The organism is Rhizomonospora bruguierae, from assembly GCF_018397995.1.
GTDB lineage: Bacteria > Actinomycetota > Actinomycetes > Mycobacteriales > Micromonosporaceae > Rhizomonospora > Rhizomonospora bruguierae.
Genome location: NZ_BBQH01000061.1, coordinates 1 through 17,041 on the forward strand (window position 1 = coordinate 1; position 17,041 = coordinate 17,041).

Genomic DNA, 17,041 nt, shown 5'->3' on the forward strand with positions numbered 1-17,041 from the left:
CCGTGAGGTGCTCGGTTTCGAAGCCACCACCACCCTCGACGAGATGCTCGACGAGGTCATCCCATGGGTCACCCAAGCCGTCCGGGACGGACGGCTCTAGCCGCGCCGGTCGAGGCGGAGGCGGCCGGGCGGCCCCTCTACCCGGCCGGCCCACCGCCCAGGCCGAGCCGGCGCGCCCGCTGGCTCGGCGCGCTGGCGGTGCTCGCCGGCATCGCGGTCAGCCTCGCCCGCACCGGCGGGCCGGGCGCGCTGAACTCGACCTGGATCGAGGACGGCAAGCGGTTCCTCAGCGGCGCGTTCGCCGAGGCGCTGCCGGGACCCCTGCTCACCCCGTTCAACGGCTACTACCACCTCGGCCCGCGCCTGCTGGCCGAGGTGGCGGTGCTGTTCGGCGTCCGCTGGTCGGCGCCGGTGCTGAGCCTGCTCGCCGCGGCGGTGCTCGCCTCGTTCGCGGCGACGGCGTTCGTCGCGAGCCGGCCGTTCCTGCCCCAGTGGTGGCTGCGCCTGCTGGTCGCCGCCCCGGTGGTGGCCGTCCCGCTGGCGCACACCCAGGCCGACAACGACGTGGCCACCCTCCAGTTCCCCGCGTTGTACGCGCTGTTCTGGGTGTTCCTGTGGCGACCCGCGACCCGCGGCGGCAAGGTCGCCGCCGTCCTGCTCGCCGGGTTCGTGGTGGCCAGCAGCATCCTCGCGGTCACGCTGCTGCCGCTGCTGCTGGCCCGGCTGGTGCTGATCCGGGACTGGACCACCCGGGCGATGGCGCTCTGCTACGCCGCCGGTGCCACGCTCCAGTTCGCCGGCCTGGCAACCGGCGCCACCACCCGGGACGGCATCGGCGAGCGCCGGCTCGACCCGCTGTGGATGGCCGGTTCCTACGTCTCCCGCGCGGTGCCCCGGGCGGTCCTCGGGGAGCGGTGGCTCGGCGGTCCCGGCGTCGACGCCTCGGGCAACCCGGTGCCGCTGGCGGTGCCGTCCCCCGCCGTCCACGTCGGGTTGATCGTGGTGGCCTGGCTGGTCGTCGCCGCCGCCGTCGCGGTGGCGGCGCTCGGGCTGACCCGCCCGCACTGGCCCCTCGCCGCGGCCGCCGCCGTGGCGAGCGTCGCGGTGTTCGCCGTCGAGATCGGCAACATGGGCAGCGTGCAGCCCCGGTACGTGATCCCGGTCGCGCTGCTGGTGTACGTGACCCTGGCCGCCCTGCTCCGACCCCGCCCGGCGGGCGAGCCGCTGCCGCACCGGGCCCGGCGCCTCGGGCTGGTGTCGGCGCATTCGCGGTACCCGGTGCTCGCCCTCGCCGTGCTGCTGGCCGTCGTGACCGGGGTGAACCTGCGCGGCGGCAACACCCGGGCGGAGAGCCTGGGCTGGGACAGGATCGTCGAGCGGGCCACCGCCGCCTGCGCCGCCGAACCCATCGCCACGTACCGGTACACACACTCGTGGTGGTACGTGGACATCCCGTGCGACCGGGTGCGGTGACGCGGCCGATACGCGATTGCCCATCCCCTATGTATCTTGATACAGTCTCCCGCATACGGATGCGGGAGGTGGCCGATGGGGACGCGAGTGGCGGTCGCGGGGGCGAGCGGGTACGCCGGCGGTGAGCTGGTCCGCCTGATCGCCGGGCACCCCGAACTGGACCTCGTCGCGGCCACCGCGCACAGCCAGGCCGGCACCCCGCTGGCCGCGGCGCACCCGCAGCTCACCGGGCTGGACATGGTGCTCGCCGAGACCGGCCCCGCCGTGCTCAGCGACGCCGACCTGGTGTTCCTGGCCCTCCCGCACGGGCAGTCCGCCGCCCTGGCCGCCCAGCTTCCGCCCGGCGTGAAGGTGGTCGACCTGGGCGCCGACCACCGGCTCACCGCCGCGGCGGCGTGGAGCCGGTACTACGGCGGCCAGCACGCCGGCGCCTGGACCTACGGGCTGCCCGAACTGCCCGGCCAGCGCGAGAAGATCGTCGTCGCCGAGCGGGTGGCCAACACCGGCTGCTACGCGGTCGCCACGATCCTCGCGCTCGCGCCGCTGATCGCGGCCGGCCTGGTCGAGCCCGAGGACGTGGTGGTGGTCGCCGCCTCCGGCACCTCCGGCGCCGGCCGGGCCGCCAAGGCCCACCTGCTCGGCAGCGAGGTGATGGGCGACCTGTCCCCGTACAAGGTGGGCGCCCACCAGCACGTCCCGGAGATCAAGCAGGCGACCGGGGCGCGCTCGCTGTCGTTCACCCCGATCCTGGCGCCGATGCCGCGGGGCATCCTGGCCACGGTCACCGCCCGCCCGGCCGGCGCGGTCTCGCTCGGCGCGGTGCGCGAGGCCCTGATCGCCACGTACGACCCGAGCCCGTTCGTGACGGTGCTGCCCGAGGGGGTCATGCCGCACACGGCGGCCACCCTGGGCTCCAACGCCGCGCACCTGCAGGCCGCCCTCGACGCCGACTCCGGTCGCGTGATCGTCGTCAGCGCCATCGACAACCTGGGCCGCGGCGCGGCCGCCCAGGCGGTCCAGTGCGCCAACATCATGCTCGGCCTGCCGGAGACGACGGGCCTGTCCGCGTACGGAGTCGCACCGTGAACGAAGGGCGGGCTCTGTGAGCGCGAGGAGCGCCCGGAGCGGCGCCGGCCGGTGGTCGCGGAGGAAGCACCGCAGTCGTGAACGAAGGGCGGGCACTGTGAGCGCGAGGAGCGCCCGGAGCGCGCCGGCCGGTGGTCGCGGAGGAAGCACCGCAGTCGTGAACGAAGGGCGGGCACTGTGAGCGCGAGGAGCGCCCGGAGCGCGCCGGCCGGTGGTCGCGGAGGAAGCACCGCAGTCGTGAACGAAAGGCCGACTCTGTGAGCGCGAGGAGCGCCCGGAGCGCGCCGGCCGGTGGCCGCGGAGGAAGCACCGCAGTCGTGAACGAAAGGCCGACTCTGTGAGCGTGACGATTCCCAAGGGCTTTCGGGCGGCCGGGGTGGCCGCCGGGGTGAAGGCGAACGGGGCGAAGGATGTGGCCCTGGTCGTCAACGACGGGCCCGACGCCACCGCCGCCGGCGTGTTCACCGCGAACCGGGTCAAGGCCGCGCCGGTGCTGTGGAGCCAGCAGGTGCTCAAGGGCGGCGTGCTGCGGGCGGTGGTGCTCAACTCGGGCGGCGCCAACGCGTGCACGGGTCCGGCCGGTTTCCAGGACACCCACGCCACCGCCGAGCACACGGCCGCGGCGTTGCGCGCGCCGCGGCGGATGCTGGGCGCCGGCGAGGTGGCCGTCTGCTCGACCGGCCTGATCGGGGAGCGGCTGCCGATGGACCGGCTGCTGCCGGGCGTCGGCGCCGCCGCCCGGGCGCTGTCCCGGGAGGGCGGGGCGGACGCCGCCGAGGCGATCATGACGACGGACACCGTGCCGAAGGTGGCCGCCGCGCGGGGTGACGGCTGGACGGTCGGCGGCATGGCCAAGGGCGCCGGCATGCTCGCCCCCGCCCTGGCGACCATGCTCTGCGTGCTGACCACCGACGCGATCGCCGACTCGGCGACCCTGGACGTGGCGCTGCGCGCGGCCTGCCGGGTCACCTTCGACCGGATCGACGTCGACGGCTGCCTATCCACCAACGACACCGTGCTGCTGCTGGCCAGCGGCGCCTCCGGCATCCAGCCGGGTCTGGCGGAGCTGACCGCGGTGGTCACCGCCGCCTGCGACGACCTGGCCCGCCAGCTCATCGCGGACGCGGAGGGCGCCACCAAGCACATCGCGATCGAGGTGACCGGCGCGGCCGGCGAGGACGACGCGGTCGAGGTGGGGCGCGCGGTGGCCCGCAACAACCTGGTCAAGACGGCGTTGTTCGGCAACGACCCGAACTGGGGGCGGATCCTCGCCGCGGTGGGCACCACGAGCGCCGCGTTCGAGCCGGACGAGATCGACGTGACCATCAACGGCGTGACGATCTGCCGGGACGGCGCCGCCGCGGACGACCGGTCCAAGGTGGACCTGTCGGGGCGGGACGTGTCGATCCGGATCGCGCTGCGGGCCGGTGCGGCCGCCGCCACGATCCGGACCACGGACCTGTCGCACGCGTACGTGCACGAGAACTCGGCGTACTCGTCGTGACGGCCGCGCTGACCCGGGACCAGTCCCTGGCGCAGGCCAAGGCCGCCACGCTGATCGAGGCGCTGCCGTGGCTGGCCCGGTTCCACGGCGCCACCGTCGTGGTCAAGTACGGCGGCAACGCCATGGTCGAGCCGGAACTGCGCAGCGCCTTCGCCGCGGACATGGTCTTCCTCCGGTACGCGGGGCTGAAGCCGGTCGTGGTGCACGGCGGCGGCCCGCAGATCTCGTCGATGCTCAAGCGGCTGGGCATCGCCAGCGAGTTCCGGGGCGGCCTGCGGGTCACCACGCCCGAGGCGATGGACGTGGTCCGGATGGTCCTGGTCGGCCAGGTGGGCCGGGAACTGGTCAACCTGATCAATGAGCACGGCCCGTTCGCGGTGGGCCTGTCCGGCGAGGACGCGAAGCTGTTCACCGCGGTGCGCCGCAGCGCGACGGTCAACGGTGAGCCGGTCGACGTCGGCCGGGTCGGCGACGTGGCCGAGGTGGATGTCTCCGCCGTCGCGGACCTGATCGGGGCCGGCCGGATCCCGGTCATCTCCTCGGTGGCCCCCGACCCGGACGGCGTGCCGCACAACGTGAACGCGGACACCGCCGCGGCGGCGCTCGCGGTCGCGCTGGGGGCCCGCAAGCTGGTGGTGCTCACCGACGTGCCGGGCCTCTACACCGCCTGGCCGGACCGGGACAGCCTGGTTTCGCAGGTCACCGCCGACCAGTTGGCGTGGTTGTTGCCGTCCCTGGAGTCCGGGATGGTGCCCAAGATGGAGGCGTGCCTGCGCGCGGTCCGTGGCGGCGTCCCCGCGGCGCACGTCGTGGACGGCCGCGTCGCGCACTCCACGCTGCTGGAAGTTTTCACCTCGGAAGGGTTCGGAACCATGGTCGTGAACGAGAGGACAGCGTCCGCATGACCGGGCTCGTCGAACGCTGGCAACACTCCATGATGGACAACTACGGGACGCCCCCGCTGGCGCTGGTGCGCGGCGAGGGCGCGGTGGTCTGGGACGAGGCCGGCAAGTCCTACGTGGACCTGCTCGGCGGCATCGCGGTGAACGCGCTCGGCCACGCCCACCCGGCCGTGGTCGCCGCCGTCACCAGGCAGGTCGGCACCCTCGGGCACGTGTCCAACCTGTTCGTCGCCGAGCCGCCGGTGGCGCTGGCCGAACTGCTGCTGGCGCTGGCCGGGCGGCCGGGCCGGGTGTTCTTCGGCAACTCCGGCGCCGAGGCCAACGAGGCCGCCTTCAAGCTGTCCCGGCTGACCGGGCGCACCCACGCGGTCGCCACCGAGGGCGGCTTCCACGGCCGCACGATGGGCGCCCTCGCCCTGACCGGCCAGCCCACCAAGGCGCAGCCGTTCCGGCCGCTGCCCGGTCCGGTGACGCACGTCCCCTACGGCGACGCGGCCGCGCTCGCGGCGGCGGTCACCGACCAGACCGCCATGGTGATCCTGGAGCCGATCCAGGGCGAGAACGGCGTGGTCGTCCCGCCGCCGGGGTACCTGGCCGCGGCCCGGGAGATCACCGCCGCGGCCGGCACGCTGCTGGTCCTGGACGAGGTGCAGACCGGCGTCGGGCGCACCGGCCACTGGTTCGCCTCCCAGGCCGACGGCGTCGAGCCGGACGTCATCACGCTCGCCAAGGGGCTCGGCGGCGGCCTGCCGATCGGCGCCTGCCTCGCCTTCGGCCGCGCCGCCGACCTGCTCACCCCGGGCCTGCACGGCAGCACGTTCGGCGGCAACCCGGTCAGTTGCGCCGCCGCCCTCGCGGTGATCTCCACGATCGCCAACGAGGGCCTGCTGGACCACGTGAAGCGGGTCGGTGAGCGGATCCGGCGCGGCGTCGAGGCGCTGGGCAGTCCGCTGGTCGCCGGCGTGCGCGGCGCCGGGCTGCTGCTCGGCGTCGAGCTGACCGAACCCCGGTCGGCTTCCCTGGCCGCCGCGCTGCGGGACGCCGGCTTCCTGGTCAACCCGGTGCAGCCCGGCGTGCTGCGGCTGGCGCCGCCGCTGATCCTCACCACCGAGCAGGCCGACGCGTTCGTCCGGGCCCTCAAGCAGGCACTCGACCGGGCAGCGGGGGAGGTGGCCGCATGATCCGGCACTTCCTGCGGGACGACGACCTGAGCCCGGCCGAGCAGGCGGAGGTCCTCGATCTCGCCGCCGCGATGAAGGCCGACCGGTACGCCCACCGCCCCCTCGCCGGCCCGCGGTCGGTGGCGGTGGTGTTCGACAAGCCGAGCCTGCGCACCCGGCTCTCCTTCGACGTGGGCGTCGCCGACCTGGGCGGCAACCCGATCGTGGTGGACAGCCAGGGCACGCACCTGGGCCGGGGCGAGACGCTCGCCGACACCGGGCGGGTGCTGTCCCGGTACGTCTCCGCGATCGTGCTGCGCACCTTCGGCGACGAGCGGATCGCGGAGATCGCCTCCGGCGCCACCGTACCGGTGATCAACGCGCTGACCGACGGCTTCCACCCCTGCCAGTTGCTGGCGGACCTGCTGACCGTGCGGGAGTGGTGCGGCGGCACCGCCGGGCGGGCACTGGCGTACGTGGGCGACGCCGGCAACAACATGGCCCACTCGTACCTGCTGGCCGGTGCCACCGCCGGCATGCGCGTACGGGTCGCCGGTCCGGCCGGCTTCGACCCGTCCGCCGCGGTCGTCTCGCGCGCCGAGGAGATCGCGGCCTGGACCGGCGGCACGGTGCAGGTCCTGCGGGACCCGTACGAGGCGGTGGACGGCGCCCACGTGATCGCCACGGACACCTGGACGTCGATGGGGCACGAGGGCGACGGGCGCGACCGGCGCACCCCGTTCTGGCCGTACCAGGTCAACAAGGAGCTGCTCATGGCGGCCGACCCGGAGGCGATCGTGCTGCACTGCCTGCCGGCGCACCGCGGCGAGGAGATCACCGACGACGTGCTCGACGGCACCCGCAGCGCGGTGTTCGACGAGGCCGAGAACCGGCTGCACGCGCAGAAGGCGATCATGGCCTGGCTGCTGGCGGAGGCGTCCGGTGCGGTGCCCCCCGAACGACCGGAGGCGCGAACGTGACCGCGCCCATGACCAAGGCGGCCCGGCACGCCCGCATCACCGAGCTGATCCGGGACAAGTCGGTCCGCTCGCAGACCGAGCTGGTCGAGTTGCTCGGCACCGACGGCATCGCCGTCACCCAGGCCACCCTCTCCCGGGACCTGGAGGAGTTGGGCGCGGTCAAGGTGCGCGGCACCGACGGCGGCCCGGCCACCTACCTCATCCCGGAGGAGGGCAGGCCCCCGCTGCGCCCGGCGCAGCAGGCGCCGTCCCGGCTGGTCCGCCTGCTCCGGGAACTGCTCACCGGCACCGACTCCAGCGGCAACCTGGCCGTGCTGCGCACCCCACCCGGTGCGGCGCAGTTCCTGGCCAGCGCGCTGGACCGCTCGGGCCTGCCGGAGGTCGTCGGCACCATCGCCGGCGACGACACCATCCTCGTCGTGGCACGCGAGCCGCTCACCGGCGCCGCCCTGGCCGCGCGACTGGCCGACTGGGGCGGCCGCGAAGCAGAGCCATTGGAAGGGCCTGCCGACAAGATGAGATCAGCAGAGAGGGGTACCGAACAATGAGCGAGCGGGTCGTCCTGGCCTACTCCGGCGGGCTGGACACGTCCGTCGCGATCCCGTACCTGGCCGAGCAGACCGGCGCCGAGGTGATCGCGGTCGCCCTCGACGTCGGGCAGGGCGGCGAGGACATGGAGGTCATCCGCAAGCGGGCGCTCGAATGCGGCGCCGTCGAGGCGGAGGTGGTGGACGCCCGCGAGGAGTTCGCCGCCGAGTACTGCGTCCCCGCGCTGCGCGCCAACGCCCTCTACATGGACCGGTACCCGCTGGTCTCCGCGCTGAGCCGGCCGCTGATCGTCAAGCACCTGGTCGCGGCGGCCCGCAAGCACGGCGGCACGATCGTCTCGCACGGCTGCACCGGCAAGGGCAACGACCAGGTCCGCTTCGAGATCGGCCTGGGCGCGCTCGCCCCCGACCTGAAGGTCATCGCCCCGGCCCGGGACTTCGCCTGGACCCGCGACAAGGCCATCGAGTACGCCCAGGGCAAGGGCCTGCCGATCGACGTGACCGCCAAGTCCCCGTACTCGATCGACCAGAACCTGTGGGGCCGGGCCGTGGAGACCGGGTTCCTGGAGGACATCTGGAACGCCCCGATCGAGGATCTCTACAGCTACACCGCGGACCCCACCGCCCCCCGCGACCCCGACGAGGTCGTCGTCACCTTCGACGCCGGCGTGCCGGTGGCCGTCGACGGCGAGACCGTCACCCCGCTCCAGGCGGTCCTGGAGCTGAACCGGCGCGCCGGGGCGCAGGGCGTGGGCCGCCTCGACATGGTCGAGGACCGGCTGGTCGGCATCAAGAGCCGCGAGGTGTACGAGGCGCCCGGCGCGATCGCGCTGATCGCCGCGCACCAGGAACTGGAGAACGTCACCGTGGAGCGGGACCTGGCCCGGTTCAAGCGTGGCGTGGACCAGCGCTGGGCCGAACTGGTCTACGACGGCCTGTGGTTCTCCCCGCTGAAGGACTCCCTGGACGCGTTCATCGACTCCGCGCAGCAGCACGTCAGCGGCGACGTCCGGGTGGTGCTGCACGGCGGGCGGGCGACCGTGACGGGCCGACGCAGCGAGGCCAGCCTGTACGACTTCGGGATGGCCACCTACGACACGGGTGACACGTTCGACCAGTCGCTGGCCAAGGGTTTCGTGCAGTTGTTCGGGTTGCCGAGCCGGATGGCGGCGGCCCGGGACACCCGCCTGGGCAAGTGATCGAGACGGTGGGCAGAATGGCGGCCGTGACCGAACAGACCGACAACCCGACCCGACTGTGGGGCGGCCGGTTCGCCGGCTCCCCGGCGGAGGCCCTGGCCCGGCTGTCGGTCAGCGTCCAGTTCGACTGGCGACTCGCCCCGTACGACCTGGCCGCCTCCCGGGCGCACGCGCGCGTGCTGGCCGGGGCCGGCCTGCTCGACGCGGACGAGCTGGGCCGGATGCTGGCCGCCCTGGACGACCTGGAGGCCGCCTGCGCCTCCGGGTCGTTCCGCCCCACCGTCGACGACGAGGACGTGCACACCGCGCTCGAACGCGGCCTGCTGGAACGGCTCGGCGCGCTCGGCGGCAAGCTGCGCGCCGGCCGGTCCCGCAACGACCAGGTCGCCACCGACCTGCGGCTGTACCTGCGCGACCACGCCCGCGGCGTGGCCGGGCGGCTGGTCGAGCTGGCCGACGCGCTGACCGAGCAGGCCGCCCGGCACGTCGACACCCCGGCGCCCGGGATGACGCACCTCCAGCACGCCCAGCCGGTCACCTTCGGCCACCAGCTCCTCGCGCACGTCCAGCCCCTGCTGCGGGACCTGGACCGGCTGCGCGACTGGGACCGGCGCTGCGCGGTCAGCCCTCTCGGCGCCGGTGCGCTGGCCGGCTCGTCGCTGCCGCTGGACCCGATCCGCGTCGCCAAGGAACTGGGCTTCGAGGCGGCCGCCCCCAACTCGATGGACGCGGTCGCCGACCGCGACTTCGTCGCCGAGTTCCTGTTCGTCACCGCGCTGATCGGGGTGCACCTGTCCCGCCTCGGCGAGGAACTGGTGCTCTGGACCACCCAGGAGTTCGGCTGGGTCGAGCTGGACGACGCGTTCGCCACCGGGTCGTCGATCATGCCGCAGAAGAAGAACGCGGACATCGCCGAGCTGGCCCGCGGCAAGGCCGGCCGGCTCATCGGCGGGCTGGTCACCGTGCTGACCATGCTCAAGGGACTGCCGCTGTCCTACGACCGGGACATGCAGGAGGACAAGGAGCCGGCCTTCGACGCGGTGGACACCCTCGAACTGGTCCTGCCCGCCCTGGCCGGCATGGTGTCCACGATGACCGTCCGGGTGGACCGGCTGGCCGCCGCCGCCCCCCGCGGCTACACCCTGGCCACCGAGATCGCCGACTGGCTGGTCCGCCGCGGCGTGCCGTTCCGCGACGCCCACGAGATCACCGGCCAGCTCGTCGCGCTCTGCGTGGCCCGGGACTGCGCCCTCGACGAGCTGACCGACGGCGACCTGCTCGCGGTCTCCCCGGCGCTGACGCCCGAGGTCCGCGACGTGCTGTCGGTCCGGTCCGCCCTCGCCGCCCGCACCACCCCCGGCTCCACCGGCCCCGGCCCGGTCGCGGACCAGCTCGCCGCCGCCGGCGACCGGCTCGTCGCCTGGCGTGAGTGGGCCTCGGAGCGGGTGGTGCCGCGCTGACCCTGCCCGCCGCGCTGTCCGGTCCCGTCCAGGACGCCGCCCGATCGTTGCTGGGCTGCGTCCTGACGGCCGGCGGCGTGTCCGTGCGCCTCACCGAGGTCGAGGCGTACGCCGGGACCGGCGAGGATCCCGCCTCCCACGCCCACCGCGGCCGCACCGCCCGCAACGCCGTCATGTTCGGCCCGGCCGGCTACGCGTACGTCTACTTCACGTACGGCATGCACTGGTGCATGAACGTCGTGACCGGCGTTCCCGGCACCGCCTCGGCGGTCCTGCTCCGCGCCGGCCTCGTCCTCGACGGGCTGGAGACCGCCCGCTCCCGCCGCCCGGCCGCCCGCCGCGACGCCGACCTCGCCAAGGGCCCGGCCCGCCTGTGCGCGACGCTCGGCATCGACCGCTCCGCGTACGGCCTTTACCTGCTGGACGAGCGCAGCCCCGTGCGCCTGGCGCCGCCGCCGCTGCCGGTCGCGCCCGACCAGATCGCCACCGGCCCCCGGGTCGGCGTCACCGGCGCCCACGACCTGCCCTGGCGCTTCTGGATCGCCGGCGACCCGACCGTCAGCACCTACCGCCGCCACGTCCCGAAGCGGCGTAGCGCGCCGAAGTAGGCTCGGCGCGGTTCCGCGCGTCAGCCGGCGTGGGCGGCCGACACGACCTCGAGAATGGCGGCCCCGAACTTGGCGAGCTTGCTCTCGCCGACCCCGCTGACCGTGCCCAACCGGGCCAGCGTCGTCGGCGCCTCGGTGGCGATCTGCCGCAGCGTCGCGTCGTGGAAGATGACGTACGCGGGGACGCCCTGCTCCTTGGCCATCGCCGCCCGCCAGGCGCGCAGCCGCTCGAACAGCGGCGCCGCGGCCGCGGGCAGTTCGGCGGCCGCCGGGCGGGCCTTCGCCGCCCGGGGCGCGGCCTTCCGCTCGGGTTCGCGGCGCATCATGACCTGCCGCCGGCGACCCAGCACCTCCCCGCTGGACTCGGTGAGCACGAGCGTGCCGTAGTCGCCCTCGACGGCCAGCAGCCCCTGCGCGAGCAGTTGCCGGATGACCCCCCGCCACTCGGCCTCGCGCAGTTCCGCGCCGATGCCGAAGACGGTCAACTCGTCGTGCCGCCACTGGCGGACCTTCTCGGTCTGGCGCCCGAGCAGGATGTCGACGCACTGGCCGGCGCCGAACTTCTGGTTCCGCTCCCGGTGCAGCCGGTACACGGTGGACAGCAGCTTCTGCGCGGCGACCGTGCCGTCCCAGGACTCGGGCGGGTTCAGGCAGGTGTCGCAGTTGCCGCACGGCGAACTGGTCTCGCCGAAGTAGGCGAGCATCTGCACCCGCCGGCACTCGACCGTCTCGCACAGCGCCAGCATCGCGTCCAGGTGCCCGGCCAGCGACCGGCGGTGGGCGGCGTCGCCCTCCGACGTGTCGATCAGCTTGCGCTGTTGCACCACGTCCTGCAGCCCGTACGCCAGCCAGGCCGTGGACGGCAGCCCGTCCCGCCCGGCCCGGCCGGTCTCCTGGTAGTACCCCTCCACCGACTTGGGCAGGTCCAGGTGGGCGACGAAACGCACGTCGGGCTTGTCGATGCCCATGCCGAACGCGATCGTCGCGACCATCACCACGCCGTCCTCGCGCAGGAAGCGCGCCTGGTTCGTGACGCGGGTCGCGGCGTCCAGGCCGGCGTGGTACGGCAGCGCCGAGATGCCCTGCGCGGTGAGGAACTCGGCGGTCTTCTCCACGGACGCCCGGGACAGGCAGTACACGATCCCGGCCTCCCCGGCGTGCTCGGTGCGCAGCAGAGTCATCAGTTGCCTGCGCGGCTCGTTCTTCGACACGATCCGGTACTGGATGTTGGGCCGGTCGAAGCTGGCCACGAAGTGCCGCGCCTCGGCCAGCCGCAGCCGGGTCGCGATCTCCCGGCGGGTGGCCGAGGTGGCGGTCGCGGTCAGTGCGATCCGGGGCACCTCCGGCCAGCGCTCGTGCAGCATCGACAGCGCCAGGTAGTCCGGGCGGAAGTCGTGGCCCCACTGCGACACACAGTGAGCCTCGTCGATGGCGAACAGCGAGATCTTGCCCCGCTCCAGCAGCCGGAGGGTGCCCACCGAGGCGAGCGCCTCCGGCGCCAGGTAGAGCAGGTCCAACTCGCCGGCCAGGAACTCCGCCTCGACCAGGCGCCGGGTGTCCAGATCCTGCGTCGAGTTCACGAACGCGGCCCGGACACCCAGCGCGCGCAGCGCGTCCACCTGGTCCTGCATGAGGGCGATCAGCGGCGAGATGACCACCCCGACGCCGGGGCGCACCAGCGCCGGGATCTGGTAGCACAGCGACTTGCCGCCGCCGGTGGGCATCAGCACGAGCGCGTCGCCGCCGCCGATCAGGTGATCGATGATCTGCCGCTGCCCGCCCCGGAACGCGTCGTACCCGAACACCCGCCGCAGCACCGCCGCGGCCTCGTCCACCCGCTCCGCACCGGCCAAGTCCACGGGGGCAGTCTAGGCCCGGCCACCGACGGGCCCGGCGCCCACGGTGGTCACCCGGTGTTCTGCATCTCGCCGTGCCGCCGGCGTGGGCGAGGCGGCGATGGCGGGCCAGGTCAGCGCCCTATCGTGCCTGGATGACCCGAGCCAGCATGACCGATCTGATCCATCCGGCCCTCGACGCGCCCCTGCCCGGCGCCTCCGTCGCCCCGCCGATCTTCCAGGCCAGCACCTACGAACTGCCGCGGGACGCCCGCGCCGCCGAGATCGCGGCCGCCGTCGCCCCGTCCGCCTGCTACACGCGGTACGGGTCACCGAACGCGAAGCTCGCGGAGGCGATGCTGCGGGACCTGGACGGCGCCGAGGCCGCCCTGCTGGTGGGCAGCGGCATGGCGGCGGTCACGGTGGCGCTGCTGTCCCGGGTGCGCGCCGGGGACCACGTGGTGGCGCAGACCACCCACTACACCGGCGCGCTGACCCTGCTGACCGAGCAACTGCCCCGGTACGGCGTGCGCGTCACCCTCGTGGAGCAGACCGACCCGGCGGCCCTGACCGCGGCGATCGGCCCCGGAACGGCGGTGGTCTACACGGAGACGCCCAGCAACCCGCTGCTCGCGCTCACCGACCTGGCCGCGGTCGCCGAGGCCGCGCACCGGCACGGCGCCGTCGTGATCACCGACAACACGTTCGCGACGCCGTACAACACCACCCCGCTGGACCTGGGCGTCGACCTGGTCGTCCAGTCCGCCACCAAGTACCTGAACGGGCACAGCGACGTCACCGCCGGCGTGGTCACCGGCCGGGCCGACCTGGTCGCCGAGGCGTGGGAGGTGGCCCGCGTGCAGGGCCCGGTCTGCCACCCGTTCGAGGCCTGGCTGCTGGCCCGCGGGCTGCGCACGTTCCCGCTGCGCATGGCCCGCCACAACGCGTCGGCGCAGGCGGTCGCGGAATTCCTGGCGCAGCACCCGGCCGTGTCGGCCGTCCACTACCCGGGGTTGCCCGACCACCCCCAGCACGACCTGGCGAGGCGGCAGATGCGCGGCTTCGGCGGCGTCCTGAGCTTCGAACTGCGCGACGGCCTCGCGGCGGCGACCGGCGTCCTGCGCGCCGCCCGCCTCACGCGCACCGCGGTGAGCTTCGGCGGCATCGAAACCCTGATCACCCACCCCGCCTCGCTGATCTTCGCCCACCAGAGCCCGGAGCAGATCGAGGCGGCCGGCATCTCACCGGCGCTGCTGCGCCTCGCGGTGGGCCTGGAGGAGCCGGCGGACATCATCGCGGACCTCGCCCAGGCACTGCCCGCGTAAGCGCCGCCGCACGCTGGGGGCTGCCGGTGGGCGGGTGCTGCTGGGGTGGGCGCTGTCGCGGGTGGGTGCCGGTGGGCGGGCGCTGCTGGGATGAGCGCTACCGCGGTGAGTGTCGGCGGGCGGGCACTGCCGGGGTTGGCGCTTGCCTGCGCGGGCGCCGCCGGCGGCGACGCCGCGGCCGGTGGCGGGGCCGTGCTCAGGAGAAGGTGGCGTTGATCGCCGCGGGAATGGGCGTGTCGCCCGCCACCAGTTCGAGGGTGAGCCCCGCGCTGGCCGGCGTGTCCAGCAGTTCGCGCAGCACCTCGGCCACGTCGTCCCGGCTGACCCGCCCCCGCGGCACCCACGACGCCAGGCGCACCCGCCCGGTGCCGGGCTCGTCGGTCAGGGCACCCGGGCGCAGTACCGTCAGGTCCAGGTCGCGCGGGCGCAACTCCTCCTCGGCGGCGGTCTTCGCCCGCAGGTACGCGGCGAACACCTCGTCCGCCCCGGCCCTGCCCGGGCGCGGCTGTGCGCCCACGCCCATCGAGGAGACCAGCAGGTACCGGCGGATGCCGGCGCGCTCGGCCGCGTCCGCGAGCAGGATCGCGGCGGCCCGGTCGACGGTGTCCTTGCGGGGGATGCCGCTGCCCGGCCCCGCTCCGGCGGCGAACACGACCGCGTCCGCGCCGGCCAGCAGGAACGACAGGGCCCCCGCGTCGATGGCCTCCAGGTCCGCGACCACCGGCATCGCGCCCGTCGCCCGCACGTCGTCCTCCTGTATGGGGTTGCGGATCAGCCCGGTGACCGCGTCGCCCCGGGCGGCGAGCAGCCGTTCCAGGCGCATGGCGATCTTCCCGTGTCCACCGGCGATGACAACGCGCATACGCTCCATCTTGGCGGAACCGAAACCGGGTGCGGGACCGTACCGGCCATGGGGGAGAATCGAGCGGTGACCGAGCTGATCGATGACCTGATGTGGCGTGGCCTGATCCACGACTCCACCGACCTCGACGAGCTGCGCGCCCACCTGCGGGGCGGGTCGGTCACCTTCTATGTCGGCTTCGACCCCACCGCCGCCAGCCTGCACGTGGGCCACCTGATGCAGGTGCTCACCGCGCGGCGCCTGCAGCAGGCGGGCCACCGGCCGCTGCTGCTGGTCGGCGGCGCCACCGGTCAGATCGGGGACCCGAAGGAGGCCGGCGAGCGGGTCATGAACCCGCCGGAGGTCGTCGCCGGCTGGGTGGAGCGCATCCACGACCAGCTCGCGCCGTTCGTGACCTACACCGGCGACAACGCCGCCACGCTGGTCAACAACCTGGACTGGACCGGTGCGATGTCCGTGGTCGACTTCCTGCGCGACGTCGGCAAGCACTTCCCGGTGAACCGGATGCTCGCGCGCGAGGTGGTGCGGGCGCGGCTGGACAGCGGCATCAGCTTCACCGAGTTCAGCTACCAGCTGATCCAGGCCAACGACTACTTCGAGCTGCACCGCCGGCACGGCTGCACGCTCCAGTTCGGCGGCTCCGACCAGTGGGGCAACATCACCGCCGGGGTGGACTACGTCCGCCGCCGCGGCGCCGGACCGGTGCACGCGTTGACCACGCCGCTGGTCACCAAGTCGGACGGCACCAAGTTCGGCAAGACCGAGGGCGGCTCCGTCTGGCTCGACCCGCAGCTGACCAGCCCGTACGCGTTCTACCAGTTCTGGCTGAACGCGGACGACCGGGACGTCGACCGCTACCTGCGGTTCTTCAGCTTCCGCTCGCATGAGGAGATCGAGGCGCTGGAGAAGGCCACCGCCGACCGCCCGGCGGCCCGGACCGCGCAGCGCACCCTGGCGGAGGAGCTGACCACCCTGGTGCACGGCGAGCGCGAGTGCACCGAGGCGCAGGCGGCCAGCCAGGCGCTGTTCGGCCGCGCGTCGCTGACCGACCTCGAGCCCGCCACGCTCCGCGCCGCGCTCAGCGAGGCCGGCCTGCTCCAGGTCAGCGGCCCGCTGCCGCCGGTGGCCACGCTGCTGCGGGATGCCGGCGTGGTGGCCAGCGCCAACGAGGCCCGCCGGACGATCACCGAGGGCGGGGCGTACCTGAACAACGAGCGGGTCACCGACCCGGCCGCCGAGGTGTCGCCCGAGGCGCTGCTGCACGGCCGCTTCCTCGTCCTGCGCCGTGGCAAGCGGACCATCGCCGGGGTCGAGGTCGTCTGATTCTCGGGCAGTTGCGGCCGCCGGTCGTTGCCGGGCGTGCCTGGCGTTTACCCGGCCCTGCTGGTGGTGGAGGAGGCAGCGCTTTGCCGCGTTGCTGCTTCCGCATAGGAAACACCAGGGGTTGCGCGGTGGCCTGCTCTCTCTCCGCCGACCAACCACCCTCGGGTTGCCCCGGTCCGTGCTCGCCCTGGCCGCGGCACGGTCCCGCGCCGGACCCAGTCGCAGATCTTGGTACGGATCAGCCGTTTTCCGCCCATATCCTAACCAAGATCTCTGACGTAGCCGCGCGCGTACAGGCGCAGCGCACGCGCGATCGAGCGCGCGAGACCCGCGCTCGCTGGCGAGCGCAGCTCGCGCGCCCCGGTTGCCGCGGTGTGGCCCGGCGTCCGCTTCGGGGACGCGCCGGGTCGCCGGACCGAACGCGCCGCTCCCGGTGTGACCGGGGCCATGGCCACTGAGTTTGACGACCGGCTGGCGACCACGTACGTTTCTCTCTGCCCCGCGGGGGACCGGACGAATCGGCCGGGCCTGCTGGGGTTGCCGGGCGAGGCGGGGCCGATTTGGAGCCGCGAGAACGACCGGGTAAGGTGGCAAAAACCGGCAGGGAACCGGGCGAGCCAGAGGGTTGAAATCCTCGGCGGCCGGCCTGCCAAGTCTCCCGAAGATCGTGACGGACGGTAGTCTGTCGCGTTCGAAGGGGACAATCCGTTCGTTTCCGATCGGACCGGGATATACCGGATTGACAAGGCGGAAACGGTCGGGTAACGTAGAGCGAG

Annotated in this window: 14 protein-coding genes; 12 read left to right on the forward strand and 2 right to left on the reverse strand. The window is 73.9% G+C overall.

All coding sequences use genetic code 11. The features are described from left to right. The first annotated feature begins 63 nt into the window (after nt 1-63). From KJS59_RS24900 to KJS59_RS24945, 10 genes are all read left to right on the forward strand, one after another. A complete protein-coding gene (locus tag KJS59_RS24900) occupies nt 64-1,473 on the forward strand; it encodes a hypothetical protein (protein ID WP_213455396.1) in 1,410 nt (469 codons plus the stop codon). A 75-nt stretch (nt 1,474-1,548) separates the two neighbouring features. Next, nucleotides 1,549-2,559, forward strand: coding sequence for an N-acetyl-gamma-glutamyl-phosphate reductase (argC, locus tag KJS59_RS24905; RefSeq protein WP_213455397.1), 1,011 nt, complete (start codon nt 1,549-1,551; stop codon nt 2,557-2,559). Between the two features lie 337 nt (nt 2,560-2,896). After that, nucleotides 2,897-4,063 (forward strand): bifunctional glutamate N-acetyltransferase/amino-acid acetyltransferase ArgJ, encoded by a 1,167-nt coding sequence (gene argJ, locus KJS59_RS24910; protein WP_213455398.1) that lies wholly within the window; start codon nt 2,897-2,899, stop codon nt 4,061-4,063. Continuing rightward, a complete protein-coding gene (gene argB / locus KJS59_RS24915; protein ID WP_213455399.1) occupies nt 4,060-4,968 on the forward strand; it encodes an acetylglutamate kinase in 909 nt (302 codons plus the stop codon). The genes argJ and argB overlap by 4 nt, the downstream gene beginning before the upstream one ends. Beyond that, nucleotides 4,965-6,146: an acetylornithine transaminase gene (locus KJS59_RS24920; RefSeq protein WP_213455400.1), complete on the forward strand. Its 1,182-nt coding sequence runs from the start codon at nt 4,965-4,967 to the stop codon at nt 6,144-6,146. The genes argB and KJS59_RS24920 overlap by 4 nt, the downstream gene beginning before the upstream one ends. After that, a complete protein-coding gene (gene argF, locus KJS59_RS24925) occupies nt 6,143-7,105 on the forward strand; it encodes an ornithine carbamoyltransferase (protein WP_213455401.1) in 963 nt (320 codons plus the stop codon). The genes KJS59_RS24920 and argF overlap by 4 nt, the downstream gene beginning before the upstream one ends. Continuing rightward, nucleotides 7,102-7,653, forward strand: a complete 552-nt coding sequence (locus KJS59_RS24930) for an arginine repressor (protein ID WP_213455402.1) — start codon at nt 7,102-7,104, stop codon at nt 7,651-7,653. The genes argF and KJS59_RS24930 overlap by 4 nt, the downstream gene beginning before the upstream one ends. After that, entirely contained in the window at nt 7,650-8,852 is a 1,203-nt protein-coding gene (locus KJS59_RS24935) for an argininosuccinate synthase (RefSeq protein ID WP_213455403.1), read from the forward strand. Before KJS59_RS24930 ends, KJS59_RS24935 begins: the two co-directional genes overlap by 4 nt. 17 nt (nt 8,853-8,869) lie before the next feature. Next, nucleotides 8,870-10,312, forward strand: a complete 1,443-nt coding sequence (gene argH, locus KJS59_RS24940; RefSeq protein WP_213455404.1) for an argininosuccinate lyase — start codon at nt 8,870-8,872, stop codon at nt 10,310-10,312. After that, on the forward strand, nt 10,282-10,920 hold the full coding sequence (locus KJS59_RS24945; RefSeq protein ID WP_213455405.1) for a DNA-3-methyladenine glycosylase: 639 nt from the start codon (nt 10,282-10,284) through the stop codon (nt 10,918-10,920). The genes argH and KJS59_RS24945 overlap by 31 nt, the downstream gene beginning before the upstream one ends. 20 nt (nt 10,921-10,940) lie before the next feature. Here the strand turns inward: KJS59_RS24945 and recQ are convergent, their stop codons facing one another. Further along, nucleotides 10,941-12,773: a DNA helicase RecQ gene (recQ, locus tag KJS59_RS24950; RefSeq protein WP_213455409.1), complete on the reverse strand. Its 1,833-nt coding sequence runs from the start codon at nt 12,771-12,773 to the stop codon at nt 10,941-10,943. Between the two features lie 137 nt (nt 12,774-12,910). Between recQ and KJS59_RS24955 the strand changes: the two genes are divergently transcribed. Next, entirely contained in the window at nt 12,911-14,080 is a 1,170-nt protein-coding gene (locus KJS59_RS24955; RefSeq protein ID WP_213455406.1) for a trans-sulfuration enzyme family protein, read from the forward strand. A 196-nt stretch (nt 14,081-14,276) separates the two neighbouring features. On the opposite strand, the gene KJS59_RS24960 is transcribed toward KJS59_RS24955, so the two are convergent. Then, nucleotides 14,277-14,942, reverse strand: coding sequence for an SDR family oxidoreductase (locus KJS59_RS24960; protein ID WP_213455407.1), 666 nt, complete (start codon nt 14,940-14,942; stop codon nt 14,277-14,279). Nucleotides 14,943-14,990: 48 nt separating this feature from the next. On the opposite strand from KJS59_RS24960, the gene tyrS reads away from it, so the two are divergent. Then, a complete protein-coding gene (tyrS, locus tag KJS59_RS24965) occupies nt 14,991-16,265 on the forward strand; it encodes a tyrosine--tRNA ligase (protein ID WP_213455408.1) in 1,275 nt (424 codons plus the stop codon). Nucleotides 16,266-17,041: the final 776 nt, after the last annotated feature.